The sequence below is a fragment of the Streptomyces sp. NPDC111606 genome, from assembly GCF_055656945.1.
The window spans coordinates 470,217-493,451 of the sequence record NZ_JBVKBY010000003.1 but is presented as its reverse complement, the minus strand read 5'-3'; the positions used below and the strand labels follow the sequence as shown (position 1 = coordinate 493,451).

22 protein-coding genes are annotated in these 23,235 nt (G+C 70.4%); 8 read left to right on the top strand and 14 right to left on the bottom strand.

The annotated features are described in order from the left end of the window. Positions 1 to 241: 241 nt before the first annotated feature. The 7 genes from ACZ7M7_RS13945 to ACZ7M7_RS13915 form a co-directional block, all read right to left on the bottom strand. Positions 242 to 1,021, bottom strand: coding sequence for an ABC transporter ATP-binding protein (locus tag ACZ7M7_RS13945; RefSeq protein ID WP_383600436.1), 780 nt, complete (start codon positions 1,019 to 1,021; stop codon positions 242 to 244). Beyond that, entirely contained in the window at positions 1,014 to 1,943 is a 930-nt protein-coding gene (locus tag ACZ7M7_RS13940) for an ABC transporter permease (protein WP_383600438.1), read from the bottom strand. The genes ACZ7M7_RS13945 and ACZ7M7_RS13940 overlap by 8 nt, the downstream gene beginning before the upstream one ends. A 99-nt stretch (positions 1,944 to 2,042) precedes the next feature. Then, positions 2,043 to 2,915, bottom strand: coding sequence for a glycosyltransferase family 2 protein (locus tag ACZ7M7_RS13935; protein WP_383601191.1), 873 nt, complete (start codon positions 2,913 to 2,915; stop codon positions 2,043 to 2,045). 8 nt (positions 2,916 to 2,923) lie between these two features. Beyond that, a complete protein-coding gene (locus ACZ7M7_RS13930; RefSeq protein ID WP_472116037.1) occupies positions 2,924 to 3,703 on the bottom strand; it encodes a CDP-alcohol phosphatidyltransferase family protein in 780 nt (259 codons plus the stop codon). Next, positions 3,681 to 4,742 carry an iron-containing alcohol dehydrogenase family protein gene (locus tag ACZ7M7_RS13925; RefSeq protein ID WP_472116034.1) on the bottom strand — a complete coding sequence of 354 codons (1,062 nt, stop codon included), beginning with the start codon at positions 4,740 to 4,742 and terminating at the stop codon, positions 3,681 to 3,683. The genes ACZ7M7_RS13930 and ACZ7M7_RS13925 overlap by 23 nt, the downstream gene beginning before the upstream one ends. After that, the gene (locus ACZ7M7_RS13920; RefSeq protein WP_369274749.1) at positions 4,730 to 5,482 is read right to left on the bottom strand and encodes a phosphocholine cytidylyltransferase family protein; all 753 of its coding nucleotides are present in this window, start codon (positions 5,480 to 5,482) and stop codon (positions 4,730 to 4,732) included. The genes ACZ7M7_RS13925 and ACZ7M7_RS13920 overlap by 13 nt, the downstream gene beginning before the upstream one ends. Next, the gene (locus tag ACZ7M7_RS13915; RefSeq protein ID WP_383622024.1) at positions 5,479 to 7,287 is read right to left on the bottom strand and encodes a DUF5941 domain-containing protein; all 1,809 of its coding nucleotides are present in this window, start codon (positions 7,285 to 7,287) and stop codon (positions 5,479 to 5,481) included. Before ACZ7M7_RS13915 ends, ACZ7M7_RS13920 begins: the two co-directional genes overlap by 4 nt. A 277-nt stretch (positions 7,288 to 7,564) precedes the next feature. Here ACZ7M7_RS13915 and galE point away from each other — a divergent pair, with 277 nt between their 5' ends. The 3 genes from galE to idi all read left to right on the top strand — a co-directional run bounded on the left by galE (position 7,565) and on the right by idi (position 10,440). Further along, a complete protein-coding gene (gene galE, locus ACZ7M7_RS13910; protein WP_383600454.1) occupies positions 7,565 to 8,548 on the top strand; it encodes a UDP-glucose 4-epimerase GalE in 984 nt (327 codons plus the stop codon). 169 nt (positions 8,549 to 8,717) lie between these two features. Further along, positions 8,718 to 9,659: a cation diffusion facilitator family transporter gene (locus tag ACZ7M7_RS13905; protein ID WP_472116029.1), complete on the top strand. Its 942-nt coding sequence runs from the start codon at positions 8,718 to 8,720 to the stop codon at positions 9,657 to 9,659. A gap of 187 nt (positions 9,660 to 9,846) precedes the next feature. Then, positions 9,847 to 10,440 carry an isopentenyl-diphosphate Delta-isomerase gene (gene idi / locus ACZ7M7_RS13900; RefSeq protein ID WP_383600459.1) on the top strand — a complete coding sequence of 198 codons (594 nt, stop codon included), beginning with the start codon at positions 9,847 to 9,849 and terminating at the stop codon, positions 10,438 to 10,440. 27 nt (positions 10,441 to 10,467) lie between these two features. Here the strand turns inward: idi and ACZ7M7_RS13895 are convergent, their stop codons facing one another. After that, the gene (locus tag ACZ7M7_RS13895) at positions 10,468 to 10,977 is read right to left on the bottom strand and encodes an ATP-binding protein (protein WP_383601192.1); all 510 of its coding nucleotides are present in this window, start codon (positions 10,975 to 10,977) and stop codon (positions 10,468 to 10,470) included. Between the two features lie 175 nt (positions 10,978 to 11,152). Beyond that, complete coding sequence (locus tag ACZ7M7_RS13890; protein WP_383600462.1) at positions 11,153 to 11,749, bottom strand: HdeD family acid-resistance protein; 597 nt, start codon at positions 11,747 to 11,749, stop codon at positions 11,153 to 11,155. A gap of 113 nt (positions 11,750 to 11,862) precedes the next feature. Between ACZ7M7_RS13890 and ACZ7M7_RS13885 the strand changes: the two genes are divergently transcribed. After that, on the top strand, positions 11,863 to 12,618 hold the full coding sequence (locus ACZ7M7_RS13885; protein WP_472116026.1) for an enoyl-CoA hydratase/isomerase family protein: 756 nt from the start codon (positions 11,863 to 11,865) through the stop codon (positions 12,616 to 12,618). On the opposite strand, the gene ACZ7M7_RS13880 is transcribed toward ACZ7M7_RS13885, so the two are convergent. Both ACZ7M7_RS13880 and ACZ7M7_RS13875 read right to left on the bottom strand, forming a co-directional pair. Continuing rightward, positions 12,605 to 13,240 (bottom strand): DJ-1/PfpI family protein, encoded by a 636-nt coding sequence (locus ACZ7M7_RS13880; protein WP_383600467.1) that lies wholly within the window; start codon positions 13,238 to 13,240, stop codon positions 12,605 to 12,607. The genes ACZ7M7_RS13885 and ACZ7M7_RS13880 overlap by 14 nt on opposite strands. A gap of 23 nt (positions 13,241 to 13,263) precedes the next feature. After that, the gene (locus ACZ7M7_RS13875; RefSeq protein WP_472116022.1) at positions 13,264 to 14,223 is read right to left on the bottom strand and encodes a GlxA family transcriptional regulator; all 960 of its coding nucleotides are present in this window, start codon (positions 14,221 to 14,223) and stop codon (positions 13,264 to 13,266) included. A gap of 113 nt (positions 14,224 to 14,336) precedes the next feature. Here ACZ7M7_RS13875 and ACZ7M7_RS13870 point away from each other — a divergent pair, with 113 nt between their 5' ends. The 4 genes from ACZ7M7_RS13870 (at position 14,337) to ACZ7M7_RS13855 (ending at position 18,596) form a co-directional block, all read left to right on the top strand. Continuing rightward, positions 14,337 to 15,206, top strand: a complete 870-nt coding sequence (locus ACZ7M7_RS13870) for an SCO6745 family protein (protein WP_472116019.1) — start codon at positions 14,337 to 14,339, stop codon at positions 15,204 to 15,206. 115 nt (positions 15,207 to 15,321) lie between these two features. Next, positions 15,322 to 15,453 (top strand): LPFR motif small protein, encoded by a 132-nt coding sequence (locus tag ACZ7M7_RS13865; RefSeq protein WP_010042827.1) that lies wholly within the window; start codon positions 15,322 to 15,324, stop codon positions 15,451 to 15,453. Between the two features lie 122 nt (positions 15,454 to 15,575). Further along, positions 15,576 to 17,963: a Tex family protein gene (locus ACZ7M7_RS13860; protein ID WP_472116016.1), complete on the top strand. Its 2,388-nt coding sequence runs from the start codon at positions 15,576 to 15,578 to the stop codon at positions 17,961 to 17,963. A gap of 81 nt (positions 17,964 to 18,044) precedes the next feature. After that, positions 18,045 to 18,596, top strand: coding sequence for a putative glycolipid-binding domain-containing protein (locus ACZ7M7_RS13855; RefSeq protein ID WP_472116013.1), 552 nt, complete (start codon positions 18,045 to 18,047; stop codon positions 18,594 to 18,596). Positions 18,597 to 18,616: 20 nt separating this feature from the next. Here the strand turns inward: ACZ7M7_RS13855 and ACZ7M7_RS13850 are convergent, their stop codons facing one another. The 3 genes from ACZ7M7_RS13850 to ACZ7M7_RS13840 all read right to left on the bottom strand — a co-directional run bounded on the left by ACZ7M7_RS13850 (position 18,617) and on the right by ACZ7M7_RS13840 (position 23,201). Next, entirely contained in the window at positions 18,617 to 20,257 is a 1,641-nt protein-coding gene (locus ACZ7M7_RS13850; RefSeq protein ID WP_451176712.1) for an ABC-F family ATP-binding cassette domain-containing protein, read from the bottom strand. A gap of 45 nt (positions 20,258 to 20,302) precedes the next feature. Continuing rightward, entirely contained in the window at positions 20,303 to 21,325 is a 1,023-nt protein-coding gene (locus ACZ7M7_RS13845) for an oxidoreductase (protein ID WP_472116010.1), read from the bottom strand. A gap of 172 nt (positions 21,326 to 21,497) precedes the next feature. Next, on the bottom strand, positions 21,498 to 23,201 hold the full coding sequence (locus tag ACZ7M7_RS13840) for a BCCT family transporter (protein WP_472116007.1): 1,704 nt from the start codon (positions 23,199 to 23,201) through the stop codon (positions 21,498 to 21,500). Between the last annotated feature and the right edge of the window lie 34 nt (positions 23,202 to 23,235).

Sequence of the window (23,235 nt, the reverse complement as noted above, 5' to 3'; positions counted from 1 at the left end):
GAGAGGGGTGTCGTGCCTTATCGCCCTACTTGCCGCGTTTCGGTACCGGTACAGCTTACGTTGTACAACGATGCGGGGCCCGTGGGGGTGTCCTGCACATCACAACAACACACCGATTGGCGTCAAGCTTCCCAGGACCAGGCGAAGTTGACGTTTCCTTTGCAGACGCGGGGCCCCGCCGGGGCAGTTCCGGCGGGGCCCGGTCAAGCCTGCTGGGCCGCTCGGCCCATGTCGGGGTGGACTACTTGCCCGTGAACTTCTCGTACTCCTTGAGGACCTCGTCCGTCGGTCCGTCCATGCGCAGCTCGCCACGTTCCAGCCACAGGACGCGGTTGCAGGTGTCGCGGATCGACTTGTTGTTGTGACTGACGAGGAACACGGTGCCGGCTTCCTTGCGCAGCTCACGGATGCGTTCCTCGGAGCGCTTCTGGAACTTGCGGTCGCCGGTGGCCAGCGCCTCGTCGATCATGAGGACGTCGTGGTCCTTGGCCGCGGCGATGGAGAACCGCAGCCGGGCCGCCATGCCGGAGGAGTAGGTGCGCATCGGCAGGGTGATGAAGTCGCCCTTCTCGTTGATGCCCGAGAAGTCGACGATCTCCTGGTAGCGCTCCTTGATCTGCTCGCGGGACATGCCCATGGCGAGCCCGCCCAATATGACGTTGCGCTCGCCGGTGAGGTCGTTCATCAGCGCCGCGTTCACGCCCAGCAGCGAGGGCTGGCCGTCGGTGTAGACCTTGCCCGTCTCGGGCGGGAGCAGTCCGGCGATGGCGCGCAGCAGGGTGGACTTGCCGGAGCCGTTGGAGCCGATCAGGCCGATGGCCTCGCCGCGGTAGGCGACGAAGGAGACGCCGCGGACCGCGTGCACCTTGCGCACGCCCCGCTCCTCGCCACGCTTGAGAATGCGGCTCAGCGCGGCGGTGGCGCTGCCCTTGCCGGTCTTGGCGCCGTTGACGCGGTAGACAATGTGCAGCTCGTCCGCGATGACGGTGGGGATGTGGGAATCCGTCCTCTGCTCAGCCACGGCCGTACCTCTCCTCCGCCTTCCAGAAGTACACGAAGCCGCCGACGGCCACCAGCAGGGACCAGCCGAGCGCGACCGCCCAGACGTGGTCGGGCAGGTTCGAGGAGCCGTAGCCGTCGATGAGGGCGAAGCGCATCAGGTCCATGTAGACGGCGGCCGGGTTCCACTGCAGGACGGTCGCGATCCACTCCGGCTTGCCCTCGAGCATGATCGGGATGGAGAACATCACGCCGGACGCGTACATCCACGTACGCATCACGAACGGCATGAGCTGCGCCAGGTCCGGCGTCTTGGAACCCGCCCGGGCCATGATCATCGCCAGGCCGGTGTTGAAGAGGAACTGCAGGACGAGCACCGGAACGATCAGCAGCCAGGACATCGCCGGGTAGCTGCCGAAGGCCAGGGCCACGGCGAACAGCACGATCATCGAGAACAGCAGCTGCTGGAGCTGCTGGAGCGCGAAGGAGATCGGCAGTGAGGCGCGCGGGAAGTGCAGGGCACGGACCAGGCCGAGGTTGCCGGAGATCGCGCGTACGCCCGCCATCACCGAGCTCTGCGTGAAGGTGAAGACGAAGACGCCGGTGACCAGGAACGGGATGTACACCTCGCGGGACATGCCGCGGTCGGCCTGGAGGATCAGGCCGAAGATGAAGAAGTACACGGCCGCGTTCAGCAGCGGGGTGGCCACCTGCCAGAGCTGGCCGAGCTTCGCCTGGCTGTACTGGGCGGTCAGCTTCGCCCGCGAGAACGCGAGGATGAAGTGCCGCCGGTCCCAGAGCTGACGGACGTACTCGAACAGCGAGGGGCGGGCGCCGCTCACGGACAGCCCGTACTTGGCGGCCAGCTCGGCCGCCGTGAGTCCCTCGTCGGGCGACGGAGGCGCGCTCACCGCGACTGAGCCGTCGTGCGTTGTCTCACTCACCAGTTGAAACTTTCGTCTTCGAGATGCGCAGCCTGTGCGGGCATGGCATGAACCTGGGGCCGGGGTACGGTCCGGTGGCTGCTCTCAGGGTCGAGCTTGTCAGATGACGGGAGGTCGGCCCAGTCGGGTCAGCCGCCACACCGTACGCCACTTCATGGGCCTGCGGGGACCGCATGAAGTGGTCCAGCCTTCCCGGAATCCGCCGAACCATGCCCGCAGGGCGGGGCGGGAGGGACGGCGGGCGAGGGTGAGCAGCATCCAGACGCCCAGATAGACCGGGACAAGGGGGGCGGGAAGGTTGCGGCGGGCGAGCCAGACGCGGTTGCGGGCGACCATGCGGTGGTAGACCGCGTGCCGCGAGGGCGCGGTCGTGGGGTGGTACAGCACCATGTCGGACCGGTAGTCGATCATCCAGCCCGCGTCGAGGGCCCGCCATGCCAGGTCGGTTTCCTCGTGCGCGTAGAAAAATTCGTCCGGCAGCCCGCCGACTTCGGCGAAGACCTGGGTACGGACGGCGTTGGCGCCGCCGAGGAACGTGGTGACCCGGGAGGAGCGCATCGGGTCGGAGGCGCGCAGCCGGGGGACGTGCCGGCGCTGGGTGACGCCGTTGTCCGGGTCGGCGATGCGGAAGCTGATGATGCCGAGCTGCGGGTCGGCAGCGAAGGCCGCGCGGCACAGCTCGGCGGTGTCGTGGTGGGCGAGGAGACCGTCGTCGTCGAGAAAGAGCAATATGTCGACTTCGTGACCGCTGGGGCCGAAGGCCTCGATGCCGACGTTGCGGCCGCCGGGGATACCGAGGTTCTCCGGCAGCTCGACCGTCCGGACGCCTTCGGGGACGTCCGGGACCGGCGAGCCGTTGCCGACGACGACGACCTCGACCCGGTCGCCGTCCTGCTTGGCGACGGAGTCGAGGAGGGCGCGCAGTTCGTCGGGGCGGTTGCCCATCGTGATGATCACCGCGCCGACCTTCATCGGCGCGCTCACTTCAGCCTGCTCGACGCGAGGATGGACACCAGGTGCAGCACGGTCTGCAGCAGCGCGATGCCGGCCAGCACCGCGACGCCGAGCCGGGAGAAGAAGAGGTCGCCGCGGATCTGGTCGGCGATCGCCAGGACCAGGATCAGCAGGGACGCCTCGATGCCGAGGACGAGGCGGTGGAACTTGAGGGCACCGGCGGCCTTGCGGGCCAGCGCCATGCCGGAGGAGCGCATCTCGGACGCGGCCTCCTGGACCGGCGGCTTCCCGGCCTGGTGCCGGGCGACCCCGACGAGGTCGGTCTCGGCCTTGATCAGGATGGCACCGAGGGCGGCCAGGGTGCCGAGGAAGGCCCACAGCCAGTCGATACGGCCGCTGCCCCACAGGTCCGCCGCGCGCAGGCCGAAGCCGACGAGCACCGCGGCGTCGGTGAGGTAGGCACCGACGCGGTCGAGGTAGACCCCGCCCAGGGAGTACTGCTTCTTCCAGCGCGCGACCTCGCCGTCGACGCAGTCCAGCAGCAGGTAGAGCTGGACCATGACCACGCCGAGCACGGCCCCCGGGATCCCCGGCACGAGAAGTGCCGGGGCCGCGAGTACGCCGCATACGGTCATCAGGTATGTGAGCTGGTTGGGCGTGACCCTGGTGTTCACCAGGTAGCGGTCGACCCGCAGGGACACCTCGCGCATGTAGAGGCGTCCCATCCAGTGCTCACCGCTGCGCCTGTCCTTCACCCCCGCGGGGTGGACGACGGGGCGGAGTTCAGCTACCGATGGCCTTGACATAGTCGGCGTAGATGTCCTTGATCTGGTCGGTTGTCAGGTCGAGGTGTTCGAGGATCGTGTAGCGGCCGGGCCTGGTCTGCGGAGCGAACTCGACGGCGCGGACGAATTCGTCGTCCGTGAAGCCGATCTCCTCCGGCAGTACCGGCAGCCCGTGCCGACGCAGCACCTCGGCCATGTAGGCCGACTCCTCGTGAGCTCCGCGCAGGTACATCGCGAAGGCCGCGCCCAGTCCGCACTGCTCGCCGTGGGCGGCGGCGCGCCTCGGGAACAGCAGGTCGAAGGCGTGGTTGATCTCGTGGCACGCGCCGGACGACGGCCGGGAGTCACCCGACACCGACATGGCGATACCGCTGAGCACCAGCGCCTCGGCCAGCACCTGGAGGAAGTCGGTGTCCCCGATGCCGCCGGGGTGGCGCAGCACCGCCTCGCCGGCCTGCCGGGCGATCGCCGCCGCGAGGCCGTCGATCTTCTCGCCCTTGACGCGGTTCGCCAGCTCCCAGTCCGCGATCGCGGAGATGTTGGAGACGGCGTCGCCGATGCCGGCCCGCACGAAGCGCACCGGGGCGTCGCGGATGACGTCCAGGTCGATGACGACCGCGATCGGGTTCGGCACACCGTAGGAGCCGCGCCCGGCGTCGTTGTCGAGGGTGGCGACCGGCGAGCACAGCCCGTCGTGCGCCAGGTTCGTCGGTACGGCGACCAGCGGCAGACCGACGCGCGCCGCGGCGAACTTGGCGCAGTCGATGATCTTGCCTCCGCCGAGCCCGACGACCGCGTCGAAGTGGCCGGCCCTTATGGCACCGGCCAGCTGGACCGCGTCGTCGAGGGTGCCGCCGCCGACCTCGTACCAGGTGGCGCCGGGCAGCGCGGGAGCGAGCCGCTCCTTCAGCCGGACACCGGAACCGCCGCTGACCGCGACGGCCAGCTTGCCGGAGTGCGAGATGCGCTCGTCGGCGAGCACGCAGGCCAGGTCGTCGAGGGCACCCGGGCGGATGTCCACGACCACCGGCGAGGGAATCAGCCGGGTCAGTACTGGCACGCGATCTCCCGTCCGCGGGCGAGATCGTCGTGGTTGTCGATCTCCACCCACTTGACGTCGCCGATCGGCGCCACATCGATGCGGAAGCCGCGGTTCACGAGCTCCTGGTAGCCGTGCTCGTAGAACTGCTGCGGGTCGGTCTCCCACACCGCCTTGAGGGCGTCGGCCAGCTCGGGGGCGGCGTCGCCCTCGATGAGGGTCACGCCGATGTACTCACCGGTCGCCTCGGCGGGGTCCATCAGCTTGGTGATCTTCGTCATGCCCTTCTCGGGGTCGACGACGACCTTCATCTCCTCGTCGGCCAGGCTCTTCACCGTGTCCAGGGCGAGGATGATCTTCTTGCCGTCGCCGCGGGCGGCGAGCAGCGTCTTCTCGACGGAGACCGGGTGCACGGTGTCGCCGTTGGCGAGGATCACGCCGTCCTTGAGGGCGTCACGGCCGCACCACAGGGAGTAGGCGTTGTTCCACTCCTCGGCCTTGTCGTTGTCGATGAGGGTGAGCTTGAGGCCGTACTTCTGCTCAAGGGCTTCCTTGCGCGCGTACACGGCCTCCTTGCGGTAGCCGACGATGATCGCGACCTCGGTCAGACCGATCTCGGCGAAGTTGCCGAGAGTCAGGTCGAGAACCGTGGGTTCGCCCTCTATGCCCGCGGGCCCCACCGGCACCAGAGCCTTGGGAAGGCTGTCGGTGTAGGGGCGCAGACGCCGTCCGGCGCCGGCCGCCAGCACGAGGCCGATCATGCGGGTTCTCCTTCATCGTGTACGGCGGGTGCCCCGGAGGACACCCAGAAGCGGATGCTCTCGACGAGCACCACGAGGGCCACGGCCACGGCGAGCACCGTGAGCGCGACACTGAACTGCGACGCGGAGAGCACCGCGGCGAGGACGGTGACGAGCAGCGTCCGTCCTTCGTGCCCCCCGATGGCGCGCACCAGCCAGGCCGGGGGCGCTCCGGCGTTGCCGCGGATGCGGTACACCGTGTCGTAGTGATGGTAGGCGACAGCGGCCACCAGGCCGAAAGCCGCAGGAAGGGCTCCGTTCACCTCGGCTTTGGCTGCGAGCAGCAGCACGAGGCTGTATTCGGCGGCCCGGAAGAAGGGCGGGACGAGCCAGTCGAGCGCGCCCTTGAGGGGGCGGGCGACAGCCAGGGCCGAGGTGACGGCGTAGACGACGGCTCCGATGACCGCCCACGGACCGCCGAAGCCGGGCTGTGCGGCCAGGCCGAGGAGGGCGAGACCGCCGAGGAGGGCCAGGGCGGGGGCGGCGATGCCGGGCAGTCGGCCCGCGGCGTTCTTGAAGACCCCGGCCAGGCCCTGCGCGAGCGGCCCCGAGTCCGCGAGGTCGGCCAGTGCCTGCGCGGCCCGGTCGGTGCGGCGCGCCTTGCGGGTCAGCGACCGCAGCACCCGCCCCGCCGTGGTGTACGTCGCCGCGAAGGCACAGCCCACGAGCAGGACGTAGAAGGTGATACGGGGCGTCGTGACGGCCGTGAGCACCGCGATCATCGCCCAGCGCTCGCCGATCGGCAGGACGATCATCCGGCGCACCCACACCGTCCAGCCGACGCTGTCGAGCTTGTCGGAGAGCGCGGCGGTGGGGCTGGTGTTCGCGGTGGCGTCGTGGTTGGCCTCGTTGAAGGAGAAGTCGACGACGTGCCGGCAGGTCTGGAGGACCATCGCGCCGAGGGCGAGGGCCCATACGTCGTCCCCGCCGCGGGCGGCTCCCAGTGCGAGGCCGGCGTAGTAGGCGTACTCCTTGGCCCGGTCGAAGGTGGCGTCGAGCCAGGCGCCGAGCGTGGAGTACTGCAGGGAGTAGCGGGCGAGCTGGCCGTCCGTGCAGTCCAGGACGAAGGACGCGATCAGCAGGACGCCGGCCGCGATGAACCCGCCCCGGGTGCCGGTGGCCGCGCAGCCCGCCGCGATGAGCGCGGTGATGAGGGAGGCGGTGGTGACCTGGTTGGGGGTCAGGCCCCGGCGGGCGCACCAGCGGGCGATGTAGCGGGAGTACGGGCTGATGCAGAAGGTCGTGAAGAAGCCGTCCCGGGACTTCACGGCTGACTTCAGACGTACGGCCTCGTCGTCGACGGCGGCGACGGCCTGCCGTGCCTCGTTGCGGGCCTGCGGGTCGGCCGGTACGGCGGCGACCAGGCTGCCGAGCTCGGGGCGGTGCACGTCGGTGCCGTCGTGGTCGAGGGCGGTGACGATGCGGTCGGCGAGGCTGTCGACGGCGACGGCCGTACCGCCGCCCGCGGAGTTCTCGCGAGCCATCACCCGGGTCAGCGCCTGGCGTCCGGCCGGCTGGGCCGTGACGGCGCCCGGGATCGCGGCGAGCGGGAAGCGGGGGTCGGTCAGGCCGAGGCGCAGCGCGTGCAGGTGGCCGACGAAGCCGGCGTCGACCACGGCGACCCGCTGGTCGCCGGGCACCTGGGCGAGCAGGGTCTCGGCGTCGGCGGTGTCGGCGGCGACCCGCACGTCATAGCCGAGGGACCGCAGATCGCCCTCGATCGACGATCCGGGCACCGGCTGACCGGTGAGGATGGCGGTCGACAACCGAACTCACTCCCTGGATACCGGCATTCGCGCCGGTCATGTACATGGTGGCGGCGCCCCCGCCGGTGTCGGCCGGGCGGCGTGTCGGCAGAGGCTATCGGATGATTGGAAGCCAGCGTTCACCGGCCGTTTGGCGGAGCGATCAACGTGGTTTGCCCTGAGCTTTGCCGCGATCATCATCACGGATCGCGGGGTCCGCCCACAAACTCGCGCTCGCAGACCGGGGCATCGGGGACATTGCATGCCCCGCCGGGGACCCGTCATAGGGTGGGCGACCATGACATGGCTGATCACAGGCGGAGCCGGCTACATCGGAGCACATGTGGCGCGGGCCATGACGGACGCCGGGGAGCGGGTTCTCGTACTGGACGACCTCTCGGCCGGGTATCCCGCACGGCTCCCTGCGGACATCCCGCTCGTCCAGGGCTCGTCGCTGGACGGTGACCTACTGAAGCGGGTGTTCGCGGAGCACGCGGTGACGGGTGTGGTGCATCTCGCCGCACGCAAGCAGGTCGGCGAGTCCGTGGCGCAGCCGACCCGCTACTACAGGGAGAACGTGGGCGGCCTCGCCACGCTCCTGGAGGCGGTCGCCGAGGCGGGGATCAAGCGGTTCCTGTTCTCGTCGTCCGCGGCGGTCTACGGCAACCCGGATGTGGACCTCATCACGGAGGACACTGCTTGCGCGCCGGTGAACCCGTACGGCGAGACCAAGCTCACCGGGGAGTGGCTGGTGCGGGCGGCGGGCCGGGCGCACGGCATCTCGACCGTGTGCCTGCGCTACTTCAACGTCGCCGGCGCCGCGTCGCCCGAACTGGCCGACACGGGCGTCTTCAACATCGTCCCCATGGTCTTCGACCGGCTCACCCGTGACGAGGCCCCGCGGATCTTCGGCGACGACTATCCGACGCCCGACGGCACCTGCGTGCGCGACTACATCCATGTCGCCGACCTCGCCGAGGCGCACCTGGCGGCGGCCCGGCGTCTCACCGAAGCGGACACGGACGGCGATCTGACGGTCAACATCGGTCGCGGCGAGGGCGTCTCCGTGCGTGAGCTGATCACTGTGATCGGAGAAGTCACCGGCGACGCCCGCCCCGCCCTCGTCGAGGCCCGGCGCCCCGGAGACGCCCCGCGCGCGGTCGCGTCGGCCGCGCTGGCCGCCGAGGAGCTCGGCTGGACGGCTCGGCGCGGGGTACCCGAGATGGTCGAGTCGGCGTGGCAGGGGTGGCTGCTGCACCACGGCGACCGAGCGGCCGACTGATCATGTGAAGCGCCCTGACCTGCGGATCGTTTCCGCAGGTCAGGGCACATGACAACGGTGTTCAGTGCCGCGTTGCCGGATACCCCCCACCCGTAGTTCACTGTGATCCCGGACGGAATTCCGATCGGACATTCCGATCGTCGACGGACCGCGGAAGGGCGGCTTTCTCATGGGGGCTGGGCACGATCACGGGCACGGGCATGCGCACGCGCCGACGACCGGCACAGCGGCAGCCGCGTACCGCGGAAGACTGCGCGTCGCGCTGTCGATCACCCTCGGCGTCATGGTGGTCCAGATCGTCGGCGGTGTGGCCGCGGACTCGCTCGCCCTGATCGCGGACGCGGCCCACATGGCAACGGACGCGGTGGGCCTGGCCATGGCCCTGCTCGCCATCCATTTCGCGAACCGCCCGCCGAGCGAGAAGCGCACCTTCGGCCTCGCCCGCGCGGAGATCCTCGCAGCCCTCGCCAACTGTCTGCTCCTGCTGGGCGTCGGCGGCTATGTCCTGTACGAGGCGATCGAGCGGTTCCTCACGCCGGCCGAGACCAACGGCGGCCTGATGATCGTGTTCGGCGCGGTCGGCCTGGTCGCGAACATGATCTCGCTCACGCTGCTGGTGCAGGGCCAGAAGGAGAGCCTGAACGTGCGCGGCGCGTTCCTGGAGGTGGCCGCGGACGCGCTGGGCTCGCTCGCGGTGCTGATCTCCGCGGCGGTGATCCTGACCACCGGCTGGCAGGCCGCCGACCCGATCGCCTCGCTCGTCATCGGCCTGATGATCGTGCCGCGCACCGTGAAGCTGCTGCGCGAGACCCTCGACGTCCTGTTGGAGTCGGCTCCCAAGGACGTCGACATGGCTGAGGTGCGGGCCCACATACTCGCCCTGGACGGTGTCGAGGACATCCACGACCTGCACGCCTGGACGATCACGTCCGGCATGCCGGTGCTGTCGGCCCATGTGGTGGTCCGCTCCGACGCACTGAACGCGATCGGCCACGAGAAGATGCTGCACGAGCTCCAGGGCTGCCTCGGCGACCACTTCGACGTGGAGCACTGCACCTTCCAGCTGGAGCCGGTCGGGCACGCCGAGCACGAGGCCCGACTCTGTCACTGAAACAACCGTACGGTCCGATAAGACGTCAGTACGGACGGAATGCAGCGATCCGGTGGTAGGCCGCGTCCTCATGCTCACAGCGCCCCCGCCGACGGTTCCGTGCCCGCCGCGCCGGGCACGATCAACTGCCGGGAGTGCCGGATTCGTACGGCACACTTGGGGCGCAAGACCGAAGTGAAGGATGGGTATGCCGATCACACCTGCCACCGCGACGCACAGTCCGTCGAACGGCGCCGCAGACGCGATTTTGCTGGAACTGGTCGACGAGAACGGTGTGACGATCGGCACCGCGGAGAAGCTCGCCGCCCATCAGCCTCCCGGGCAGCTGCACCGCGCCTTCTCCGTGTTCCTCTTCGACGAGCACGGCCGGCTGCTGCTCCAGCAGCGCGCACTCGGCAAATACCACTCCCCCGGTGTCTGGTCCAACACCTGCTGCGGCCACCCCTACCCCGGCGAGGCGCCCTTCGCCGCCGCGGCCCGGCGCACCCATGAGGAACTCGGCGTCTCCCCGTCGCTGCTCGCCGAGGCGGGCACGGTCCGCTACAACCACCCGGACCCGGACTCGGGCCTGGTGGAGCAGGAGTACAACCACCTCTTCGTCGGACTTGTGCAGTCCCCGCTGCGGCCGGACCCGGAGGAGGTCGGCGAGACGGCCTTCGTGACGCCGGCCGAGCTGGCGGAGCGCCACGCGAAGGACACCTTCTCGTCCTGGTTCATGACCGTGCTCGACGCGGCTCGCCCCGCGGTCAAGGAGCTGACGGGTCCGTCGGCCGGCTGGTGACGAGGGCCGGGGCCGGTCCGGCAGGCCCTAGGGCACGCGCGCGGGCTTGAGCGGCACGGCGGCCCAGATCACCTTGCCCCCGCTCGCCGTGTGCTCGACGTCGCACACACCGCCCGCCTCCCGGGTCACCTCGCGCACCAGCAGCAGCCCGCGGCCACCTGTCTGGCCGTGATCGGCCTCCAGGGCGGTCGGGCGGTAGGGGTGGTTGTCCTCCACCGACACCCGCAGCCACTCGGCACCGACGGCGACCTCCACGGCGAGCGTCGGCGACAGCAACGCCGCATGCCGGACGGCGTTCGTGACCAGCTCCGACACGATCAGCAACACCCCCTGGACCAGATCGTCGGGGACCGGCACGCCCTGGCGGTACAGCAGGTCCCGTACGGCGTGCCGGGCCTGCGGGACCGAGGCGTCGACGGCGGGGGCGGTGAACCGCCAGACGCCCTCGTACGGCAGTGGACTCGGCGGCCGCTGGACGAGGGGCTCGTCCGCGCCGCCTGCTGGGCGTGGGCCGGACCCGCGCCCGTGGTTCTCCATCGTCCGGTCGCCACCCTCGCGCTCGATTGTCACCACACGTCGAGTGTTGATAACGCGCAGGTCCGCGCCGTAGGACTGAACAGAAGTCAGCAGATATCGAGCGTTTCTGATCGTTGGCGTATGACACGGTCAGTTGTGGGACCGCTCCGGCGCCGCTTGGTGCCGACTTCACGAACTATTCGGGTTGTACGGGTTTGGCGGCGTCCTTCTCCGTGACCATCCCGACGATCCGGCGGCCGCCGTAGCCCGTGGCGATCAGGCCGAGCCCGTCGAAGAGCAGGGCGAGGGAGAAAAGGGTACCGATGACGTACCTGCTGCTGGGCCAGGTGCTGAGCACCAGGATGCCGAGGAACAGGTCGAACGCGCCCTGCAGCAGGGTCCAGCCGAACTGCGGACCGCGCACCACCAGGCTCCCGACCAGCCGGAACAGCCCGCCCGTGAGGAACAGCAGGGCGGCGAACATGGCCAGCGCCTCGGCCGCCGCCTCCGGTCTGCGGATCACCACCACGCCGGCCGCGATGTTCAGCGCGGCGACGACCACACCGAGCCAGAAGAAGTTGGTGCCGCGCGCCTGGACCGCGTGCAACAGGCCTACGACGCCGCCGATCAGCAGCAGCCAGCCGAACAGCAGCATCGAGGTCAGCGTGGCGAAGGCGGTGTAGAGCAGGCCGATCACTCCCCCGACGACCAGCAGCACGCCGAGGGCGGCGAGCAGGCCGAAGCCGCGCTGCAGTTTCGCGGCCTCACCCGTGGGTTTGCTGGACCTGGCCATCAGCGCCTCCTCGGCCGACACTCTTCCTTTACTTCACTTTGCACCTTCTGTCGTAATCGGCCGCGCGACCCTTCCTGATCGGCCGTTCGGCGCAAGCGGATAGCATCCGCCGCATGGAGCCCCAGCTGCTGCACAGCGTCACCGACTCGGTCGCCACCGTCGTCATCCACCATCCGGCCAAGCGCAACGCCATGACGGCCGCGATGTGGGGGGCGCTGCCGCCGCTGCTCGGCACCCTGGCCGCCGATCCGGGCGTTCGGGCGCTGGTGCTCACCGGTGAGGGCGGGACGTTCTGCGCGGGCGCCGACATCTCCACGCTCCAGGGCTCGCCGCAGGAGGCTCAGCGGCTGGCGGTGGCCGCCGAGGAGGCACTGGCGGCCTTTCCGAAGCCGACGCTGGCGGCGGTCCGGGGGCACTGTGTGGGCGGCGGGTCGCAGCTGGCGGCGGCGTGCGACCTGCGGTTCGCCGAGGAGGGGTCGCTGTTCGGGGTGACACCGGCGAAGCTCGGGATCGTGTATCCGGCTTCCTCCACGCGCCGGTTGGCGTCGCTGGTGGGCCCGGCCACCACCAAGTACCTGCTGTTCTCGGGTGAGTTGATCGAGACGGAGCGGGCCCTGCGCACGGGCCTGGTGGACGAGGTGCTGCCCGAGGGTGAACTCGGCAAGCGGGTGCTGGAGTTCACTCGGATCCTCGCCTCCCGCTCGCAGCTGACGCAGGCCGCGGCGAAGGAGTTCGCGGACGGGCGCACCGACCGCGACGAGCACTGGGCGGAGCAGGCGCGCGGAAGCGGCGACACCGCGGAGGGCGTCGCCGCGTTCCTGGAGCGCAGGCAGCCCCGCTTCACCTGGAACGTGCCTACACCAGGCTGAAGCGGCTGTTCGTGCGGAACTCCTCGACGAGGTGCGCGGGCGCCTTCTGCGGGGAGCCGGCGTCGTAGGGCGGCTGGGGGTCGTACTCGGTCAGCAGCTGGACCGCCTGGGCGTGTTCGTCACCGGCGATCTTCCCGACCAGGGTCAGGGCCATGTCGATGCCGGAGGAGACACCGGCCGCGGTGATGTATTTGCCATCGGGTACGACGCGCTCGCCCGTGGGCTCGGCACCGTACTGCGGCAGGAAGTCCAGGGTGAGCCAGTGGGACGTGGCGCGGCGGCCCTGAAGGAGGCCTGCGGCGCCGAGCAGCAGCGAGCCGGAGCAGACGGAGGTCGTCCAGGTGCTCGTGGCGTCGGCGGCCCTGAGCCACTCCAGCAGGGCCTCGTTCTCGATCTCGGCAAACGTCCCGGGTCCGCCCGGCACCACGACGACATCGGGGTGCGGTACGTCGGCCAGGGCCTTGTCGGCGGTGAGGGCGAGGAACCCCGTGTCGGCACGCACCGGTCCCGCGGACTCGGCGACGAAGTCGACCCGAGCGTCCGGGAGGCGGCTCAACGCCTCGTACGGTCCCACGATGTCGAGGGCGGTGAAGCGGTCGTACAGGACCATCGCGATCTGCATGGTTCGTCCCTTCGGAAGGAAAGTCAGCCGGCTGGAACCGGGCGGAACCGGCGGCGGTACTCGATCGGGGCGGCCCCGAGCGTCTTGATGAAGGCGCGACGCATGGCTTCGGGCGTGCCGTAGCCACTGGCCCGGGAGATCTCCTCGATGCCGTCGCTCGTGTCCTCCAGGAGGCGCCGGGCGTGTTCGAGACGGACCCGGTCCACATAGCGGCCGGGGGTCATGCCGGTCTCGGTCCGGAAGGCGCGTGCGAAGTGGCGCGCGGAGAGGCTGGCGCGGGCGGCGAGCGTCTCGACGGTCAGGTCGGCGTCGGGGTGCTCGGTGATCCAGCGCTGGACCTCCCGGAGGGGTTCGCGCTGGGCGGTCTGGGCGGCGAGCTGGGCGCTGAACTGCGCCTGGTTTCCGGGCCGGCGCAGGAAGACCACCAGGTGGCGGGCGATACCGAGGGCCACGTCCCGGCCCAGATCCTCCTCGACCAGCGCGAGCGCGAGGTCGATGCCGGAGGTGACGCCGGCGGAGGTGGCGACGTGCCCGTCCCGTACGTAGATGGGGTCCGGGTCGACCTCCACGCCCGGGTGGTCACGGGCGAGCTTGTCGCAGTACGCCCAGTGGGTCGTGGCGCGGCGGCCGTCCAGCAGGCCGGCCGCGGCGAGCAGGATCGCGCCGGTGCAGACGGACACCAGGCGCTCGGCGCGGGGTCCGTGCTCGCGCAGCCAGTCGGTCAGCCCGGGCTGCGGATCACGCGTGCCTTCACCGCCCGGGACGAGGAGTGTGTGCGGCTCGCAGACGTCGGTGAGGGATTCGTCCGGTACGACGGTCAGGTTGCTGGAGGTGCGGACGGGGGCGCCGTCCAGGGATGCCGTGCGGATGCGGTAGGTGCCCGCGCGATGCTTCTCGGCCCCCGCGAAGACCTCGAGCGGGCCGGTCACGTCGAGACTCTGTACGCCGTCGAAGAGGACGAAGAGAACGGTTCGCTGCGCCATGTCATCGATTCTTGGAGAGCGACCGCATGACCGCAATGACGAGGACCCCACCTTTCCTGCCACGATCCGCATCGACCCGAGCCACGTACCAAGCGGTTGGTAACGTGCCGACCATGACTACTTCCGCCCTGGAACCGCGTGCCGCCCGCCGCTGCCACAACATGCTCAACTCCCTGCACTCCACGTCCTACTTCGCCCCCGAAACGGGGAAGGAGCTGGGCGCCCTAGGGATCACGCACCCCAGGGCGGTCAACTTCGCGGTCAGGGCGGCCGCGCTGGGCCCGGTCGGCGCGGGCGCGGTGACGGCGACGTTCTACAACTACAAGTACGACCTGGTGGCCCGGCACGTACCGGCGGTCTGGACGATCGCGTCCCCGCAGGACGTACTGGCGGCACGCACGCGTGCGGTCGACGCGGCCCTACGGCGGCTGCTGGGCGAGGAGGCGGTGACGTCCCCGGAGATGGCGGAGGCCGCGCACCTGGCGCTCCAGGCCACAGAGGCGTGTTCCCGCAGCGCCCGCCCCCTGTACTCGGCGCACGCGGACCTGCCGGTCCCCGAGGAGACCCACCTGGCCTACTTCCACGCCACGACGCTGCTGCGCGAGCACCGGGGCGACGGGCACCTCGCCGTACTGATGTCCGAGGGGCTCGACGGCCTCGAGGCGGTGGTGACCCACACCGCGACCGGCAAGGGCATGACTCCGAAGTGGGTGTGCAGCACGCGTGGCTGGACCCGGGAGGACTGGGACGCGGCGTCCGACCGCCTGCGCGAGCGCGGCCTCCTGGACGACACCGGTGACCTCACCCCGGCCGGCGTCGCCCTGCGCGAACGCATCGAGTCCGCAACGGACCGCCTCGACCGAGCACCGTACGAACATCTCGGCGCGGAGCGGGTCGCACGTCTCACGGAACTCGCCACGGGGTTCACGCGCGCGGCGGTGGCGGCGGGGGCCTTCCCCCAGGACCTCCTCGGCAAGTCCTGATCCCCGGCGCCAGCCGGGCCGGGACGACCGGCTGCAACAGGCATTCGGATCACGCTGCATAGCAAGCCGGTGGCGCGGTACTCGGGATCCCCAACCACAAGTAAAGGGTGATCACGTGTTCCGTGCCATCGCAGACGTACTGCGCCAGATCGGTGGCGCCATCGCCACTGTCGTCACGCTGCCGTTCCGCGCTCTCGCTCGGCTCTTCGGCGGAGCCTCCAGCAGCACGCGCAGCCGCAGGGTCTGATTGCCTCCCGCCATCGGGCCCGCGACCCGCCACGACCGGCCGGGTCGCCGCCCTGATCCCCGGTTGTCGGTGCCACCTGCCACAATTGCCGCGCAACCTCAGTGAGAAGGCGGGACGGGATCGTGACGACACCCCTCGTAGGGTCCATCGAAGACAGGATCGCCGCGGAGCTCGGCGTACGAGAGCGGCAGGTGAAGGCCGCCGTGGAGCTGCTCGACGGCGGTTCGACGGTGCCCTTCATCGCCCGCTACCGCAAGGAAGCGACGGAGATGCTCGACGATGCGCAGCTGCGCACGCTCGAGGAGCGGCTGCGCTATCTGCGGGAGCTGGAGGAGCGGCGCACCGCGATCCTCGAGTCGGTGCGTGAGCAGGGCAAGCTGACCGAGGAGTTGGAGGCCCGGATCCGCGCCGCCGAGACGAAGGCGCGGCTCGAGGACATCTACCTGCCGTACAAGCCGAAGCGCAGAACCAAGGCACAGATCGCCCGCGAGGCCGGCCTCGAGCCGCTCGCCGAGGGTCTGCTCGGCGACCCGGCGGTCGACCCCCTCGCGGCCGCCGCGGCGTTCGTGGACGCCGACAAGGGCGTGCCCGATCCGCAGGCCGCCCTGGACGGCGCCCGGGCGATCCTCACGGAGCGGTTCTCGGAGGACGCCGACCTGATCGGCGAGCTGCGCGAGCGCATGTGGGGGCGCGGCCGGCTGGCCGCCAAGGTGCGGGAGGGCAAGGAGGAGGCCGGCGCGAAGTTCGCGGACTACTTCGACTTCGCCGAGCCGTTCACCGAGCTGCCCTCGCACCGCATCCTGGCGATGCTGCGCGGCGAGAAGGAGGAGGTCCTCGACCTCGTCCTGGAGCCGGAGGAGCCCACCGAGGGGCCCTCGTCGTACGAGGGCATCGTCGCCCACAAGTTCGCGATCGCCGACCGCGGCCGCCCCGGCGACAAGTGGCTGAAGGACACGGTCCGCTGGGCCTGGCGGACCCGCATCCTCGTCCACCTCGGCATCGACCTGCGGCTGCGCCTGCGCACCGCCGCCGAGGACGAGGCCGTGGGCGTGTTCGCGGCCAACCTCCGCGACCTGCTGCTCGCCGCCCCCGCCGGCACGCGCGCGACGCTGGGCCTGGACCCCGGCTTCCGTACGGGCGTGAAGGTCGCCGTCGTCGACGCCACCGGCAAGGTGGTGGCCACGGACGTGATCCATCCGCACGTCCCGGCGAACAAGTGGGACGAGGCGATCGCCAAGCTCGCCCGCCTGGCGAAGGAGCACGCGGTCGAGCTGGTCGCGATCGGCAACGGCACGGCGTCGCGCGAGACGGACAAGCTCGCCGGTGAACTGATCACCAAGCACCCGGAGTTGCAGCTCACCAAGGTGATGGTGTCCGAGGCCGGCGCCTCGGTGTACTCGGCCTCCGCGTTCGCGTCCCAGGAGCTGCCCGACATGGACGTGTCGCTGCGCGGCGCGGTCTCCATCGCGCGCCGGCTCCAGGACCCGCTCGCCGAGCTGGTGAAGATCGACCCGAAGTCGATCGGCGTCGGCCAGTACCAGCACGACCTGTCCGAGGTGAAGCTGTCGCGCTCGCTGGACGCGGTGGTGGAGGACTGTGTGAACGGCGTCGGCGTCGACGTCAACACCGCCTCCGCACCCCTGCTCGCGCGCGTCTCCGGCATCACCTCCGGACTCGCCGAGAACATCGTGTCCCACCGCGACGCGAACGGCCCGTTCAAGTCCCGCTCGCAGCTGAAGAACGTGGCACGGCTCGGCCCGAAGGCGTACGAGCAGTGTGCGGGCTTCCTGCGCATCCGCGGCGGCGACGACCCGCTGGACGCGTCCAGCGTGCACCCCGAGGCGTACCCCGTGGTCCGGCGGATGGTGAAGACGTCGGGTCAGCAGGTCGCCGCACTCGTCGGCAACACGAGCGTGCTGCGGTCGCTGAAGGCGAACGACTACGTGGACGAGACGTTCGGTCTGCCGACCGTCACGGACATCCTCAAGGAGCTGGAGAAGCCCGGGCGCGACCCGCGTCCCGCCTTCAAGACGGCCACCTTCAAGGAAGGCGTCGAGAAGATCTCCGACCTGGCCTCCGGGATGGTCCTGGAGGGTGTCGTGACGAACGTGGCGGCCTTCGGGGCGTTCGTGGACGTCGGTGTCCACCAGGACGGGCTGGTGCATGTCTCCGCGATGTCGAAGACGTTCGTCAAGGACCCGCGGGACGTGGTCAAGCCCGGTGACATCGTCAAGGTGAAGGTCCTCGACGTCGACATCCCGCGCAAGCGGGTCTCCCTGACCCTGCGCCTCGACGACGAGGCCGCTCCCGAGCGTCAGCAGGGCGGGGGCGGGGGCGGCGGCGAGCGCCGGCAGCGGGGTGGCCGGCCGCCCCAGCAGCGCCAGAGCCGCGGCGGCGGAGGTGGAGGCGGTGGCGGTGGCGGCTCGCGCCAGGCACCGCCTCCGGCGAACAGCGCGATGGCCGACGCCCTGCGCCGCGCCGGCCTGGTCGACCCGAAGGGCAAGCGCTGAGGCGACAGGCGGGCCCGGACTCTCCGAGCGACACGGAAGTGACACGGAGGGTCCGGGCCCGTTCGCACCTAGGGTGACAGCATGCCGAAGTCGCGTGTCATCACCTGGGCAGTGTCGGGGAGCAAGGGCATCGAGACCGCGTGGACCGAGCTCGGCGAGGATGCCCTGCGAGCCCGCGGCCGGGCGGTCGGGACGACGCCGGAGCCGTACTGGATCACGTACGAACTCGACACGGCCGACGGCTTCGTGACGCGTCGGCTGCGCGTCACCGCCGAGTCCGCGGTCGGCACGCGCACGCTCGACCTGCGGCACGACGGAGCGGGCCGGTGGACGGCCGGCGGCGAGCACGTACCCGCAGTCGACGACGCCCTCGACTGCGACCTGGGCCTGTGCCCGCTCACCAATACGATGCCGGTGCTGCGGCACAGGCTCCGTCTGGCGCCCGGGGAACGGGAGTTCCTGATGGCGTGGGTGTCGGTGCCCGACCTGGCCGTCGTCCCGTCCCGCCAGACCTACACGCACCTGGGGCACAACCGGATTCGCTTCGCCTCCGGCGACTTCCGCAGCGACATCGAGTTCGACGACGACGGGTTCGTCGTCGACTACCCGGAGCTGGCCGGCCGGCTCGCCTGAGCCGGCGGCGGAGCTCCTCGCTAGCGCTCGGTCACCTTGCCGTCGGCGACCTCCAGGCGGCGCGTGACATGGACCGCGTCGAGCATCCGGCGGTCGTGGGTGACCAGGAGCAGCGTGCCCTCATAGGCGTCCAGGGCCGATTCCAGTTGCTCGATGGCCGGCAGGTCGAGGTGGTTGGTCGGCTCGTCGAGGACCAGGAGGTTGACGCCCCGGCCCTGCAGCAGCGCCAGCGCGGCCCGGGTGCGTTCACCCGGGGAGAGGGTGGCCGCCGAGCGCAGGACGTGCTCCGACTTCAGTCCGAACTTGGCCAGGAGGGTGCGCACTTCCACCGGTTCGGTGTCCGGCACCGCGGCGCAGAAGGCGTCCAGGAGCGACTCCTCGCCGTGGAACAGCTTGCGGGCCTGGTCGACCTCGCCGATCAGGACACCGGAGCCGAGCGCCGACTGTCCGCCGGTGAGAGGGATACGGCCCAGTAGGGCACCCAGCAGCGTCGACTTGCCCGCGCCGTTGGCGCCCGTGACGGCCACCCGGTCCGCCCAGTCGATCTGCAGGGACACCGGGCCGAGGCTGAAGTCGCCGCGTCGTACCTCGGCGTCGCGCAGGGTCGCGACCACCGCGCCCGAACGCGGTGCCGAGGCGATCTCCATGCGCAGGTCCCACTCCTTGCGCGGCTCGTCGACGACCTCCAGGCGCTCGATCATGCGCTGGGTCTGGCGGGCCTTCGCGGCCTGCTTCTCACTGGCCTCGCTGCGGAACTTGCGGCCGATCTTGTCGTTGTCGTTGCTCGCCTTGCGCCGCGCGTTCTTCACGCCCTTGTCCATCCAGGCGCGCTGGGTCTGCGCACGGTCCTGGAGGGCGGCCTTCTTGTCGGCGTACTCCTCGTAGTCGTCGCGGGCGTGGCGGCGGGCCACGTCGCGCTCCTCCAGGTAGGCCTGGTAGCCGCCGCCGTAGAGGTTGATCTGCTGCTGGGCGAGGTCGAGTTCGAGGACCTTGGTGACCGTGCGGGTGAGGAACTCGCGGTCGTGGCTGACGACCACGGTGCCGGCGCGCAGGCCCCCGACGAAGCGCTCCAGGCGCTCCAGGCCGTCGAGGTCCAGGTCGTTCGTCGGCTCGTCGAGCAGGAAGACGTCGTAGCGCGACAGGAGCAGCGAGGCGAGGCCGGCCCGTGCCGCCTGGCCGCCGGACAGGGAGGTCATCGGCTGGTCCAGGTCCACGGCCAGGCCCAGCGAGTCGGCGGTCTCCTCCGCCCGCTCGTCCAGGTCGGCGCCGCCCAGGTCGAGCCAGCGCTCCAGGCTGGTGGCGTACGCGTCGTCCGCGCCGGGCGCCCCGTCGACGAGGGCCTGTGTCGCCTCGTCCATGGTCCGCTGGGCCTCGGCGACTCCGGTGCGCCGGGCCAGGAACTCGCGTACGGTCTCGCCCGGCCGCCGCTCCGGCTCCTGCGGGAGGTGACCGACGGTCGCGGTCGGCGGGGACAGCCGCAGCTCGCCCTCCTCCGGTGCGGTCAGCCCGGCGAGCAGGCGCAGCAGCGTGGACTTGCCCGCGCCGTTGGCCCCTACCAGGCCGATCACGTCTCCGGGCGCCACGACGAGGTCGAGCCCGCTGAACAGGGAACGGTCGCCGTGACCGGCGGCGAGGTTCTTGGCGACGAGGGTGGCACTCACAGAGCGCGATCCTAGTCGCCGCGCAGGGCCGCGAGCACCTTCGTTTCAGCGCGCCATCGCCTCCACCAGCACACCCCCCGAGGTCCGCGCCACCACGAACGACTCCCCCTTCACTGCCTTCGCGTCCAGCGCGATGCGGTGGCGGCCCGCTTCCAGGACGCCGTCGAAGACCTCGTGGGTGTGGGTGCGGTAGAGGCGGTCGAGGCGGTACGCGGTGAGCTGGACGCGGCACGGCGAGGTGACCTCGACGCCCGCCTCACCGTCGGCGGCCACCAGACGGGTCAGGCGCCGCTGTTCGACCGGGCTGCGGTCCAGGGCGTGTTCGATCTGCGCGACCAGCAACGGCACGATCGGCGCGAGGCCGTCGACGTACGCCACGTCGACTCCGGCCTCCATGAAGGCGCGGCGTGCTGCGGCGCGCTTTTCCTCGCCGATGCCACGGCCGAAGGCGACGGCGCCGTAGGTGCGCAGTTCGTCGACGGCGACGCCGCTCACGTCGTGGGTGATCTCGACGCCGATGCCGATGGTGCGCAGGGCGGCGGCGAGCTTGGCCAGGAGGGCGACGCGGGCGCCGATGAGCAGGACCCGGCGGCGGGGCGCCTCGGAGTCGCCGTCGAGCAGGGAGCCCAGCGCCGAGCGGTACTCGGCGGCGTGGAAGCGGAAGGGCCCGATGCCGTGGTAGCCGTTGAGCTCCAGGTCGGCGTGTTCGTCGGTCTGCCAGGCGAAGTCCCGCCAGACGTAGTCGTCGCCCACCTTGTCGATGAGCGCGGTGACCGCTCCGCATGCGAGGTCCTCGCATTCGGGGCAGCCGTAGATGACGTAGCGGCCGCCTGGAAGCGGGGCCTCCGCCTCCAGCAGCAGGCTGCGGACCTGTGCGGTGAAGATGGCGGGCGGGACGTCGGAGGCGAGAGGGGAGACGGCGTCGAGGTCGGAGAGCTGGAACAGCAGCGGGCGTCCGTCGACGATGAAGTCCACGAAATCCCGGTGCACCTGGTAGTCACCGTTGGCGAGGACGCCACCGGCACGCATTGCCGGTGCCAGGCCGAAGGTCGCGTACTCGGCAGACATGCTGTGAGTATCCCCAGAGCGGGACCGATATGAGCGCGGCATGACATATTCCGCATACGCCCCCGGACGACTGCGAACGGCTGGCCGAAGGAACGCGTCGGCCGCGCGGGGGGTGTGGCACGCGGAGGAGGCGGCTCTGCGGCTCGCCCCCTCCCGCGTGCGTGCGTGCCGCTCAGCCGTGGTCGTGGCCCAGCGGGTCGCCCTCCGTCTCGGTGCCGGCGCCCGGGCCGACCCTGATCTCGAAGTCTCCGTCATACTTCTTGTGGCCCTCGATCACGGCGAGTTCGACAGCCTCCGAGCCCATCTCGGTGCGCACGATGATCGGGTCCCGGCGCAGATCGCGCATGAGTGCGACGCACATGCCGATCATCACGAGGACGAACGGCGCGGCTGCCAGGATCGTGAGGTTCTGCAGGCCGGTGAGCGCATCGCCCTGACCGCTTCCGACGAGCAGCATGATGGCGGCGACGGCTCCGGTCACCACGCCCCAGAACACGACGACGAACCGGCCGGGTTCCAGTGCCCCCTTCTGGGACAGCGTGCCCATCACGATGGACGCGGCGTCGGCGCCCGAGACGAAGAAGATGCCGACCAGGATCATCACCAGCAGGCTGGTGGCGGTCGCGATCGGGAACTCCTGCAGCACGGCGAAGAGTTGCCCCTCGGGGGTGTCCTCACCGGCGAGTGCGCCGCCTTCCCTCAGCTTCATCGCCGTACCGCCGAAGATCGCGAACCAGATGAGGCTGACGGTGCTGGGCACGAGGATGACGCCGCCGACGAACTGCCGGATGGTGCGCCCGCGGCTGATGCGTGCGATGAACATGCCCACGAACGGCGTCCAGGAGATCCACCAGGCCCAGTAGAAGACGGTCCAGCTGCCGAGCCAGTCGGCGACCCCTTCGCCGCCGCTGGCCTCGGTGCGGCCGGCGAGCTGGGGCAGGTCGCCCAGGTAGGCGAAGATCGAGGTGGGCAGCAGGTCGAGCACGATGATCGTGGGGCCCGCGATGAACACGAAGACCGCGAGGATCAGGGCGAGCACCATGTTGGTGTTGGACAGCCACTGGATGCCCCGCTCGATGCCGGAGACGGCCGAGAGGACGAAGGCCAGGGTCAGTACGGCGATGATGGCGACGAGCAGGCCCTCGCTGACGTCGTCCATCCAGTCCAACTCCTGGAAGCCGGAGCCGATCTGGAGCGCGCCGAGGCCGAGGGAGGCCGCGGAGCCGAAGACGGTGGCGATGATCGCGAGGATGTCGATCACCCGTCCCCCGGCGCCGTTGGCGTGCTTCTCACCGATCAGCGGGGTGAACACCGCGCTGATGGTCTGGCGCCGGCGCTTGCGGAAGGTGCTGTAGGCGATGGCGAGGCCGACCACCGCGTAGATCGCCCAGGGGTGCAGCGTCCAGTGGAAGAGGGTGGTGGCCATCGCCGTCTCCATGCGCTCTGCGGAGTCGGCAGGGTTGGTGCCGGGCGGTGGGGCGTTGTAGTGCGAGAGCGGCTCGCTCACGCCGTAGAACATCAGCCCGATGCCCATGCCCGCGCTGAACATCATCGCGACCCAGGACACGGTCTTGAACTCGGGTTTCTCGCCCTCGGCGCCGAGGTGGATGCGGCCGTAGCGGCTGATCGCCAGCCACAGGGCGAAGACCACGAAGCCCGAGGCGGCCAGGATGAAGGCCCAGCCGGCGTTGTGGATCAGGCCGTCGAGCATCTTCGTGGACACGCTCTCCAGCGAGTCCGTGGCGGCCCAGCCCCAGATCACGAAGGCCAGGGTGATGACGGCGGTGACGCCGAACACCACTCGGTCGGTGCTGCGGTGGCCGGGATCGTCCGGAGGGCCTTCCCGGCCACCTCTCTTCTTAAGATCGTCAGTCATCAGCGGCACCTTCCCCGGGAAACCGTGGATACGC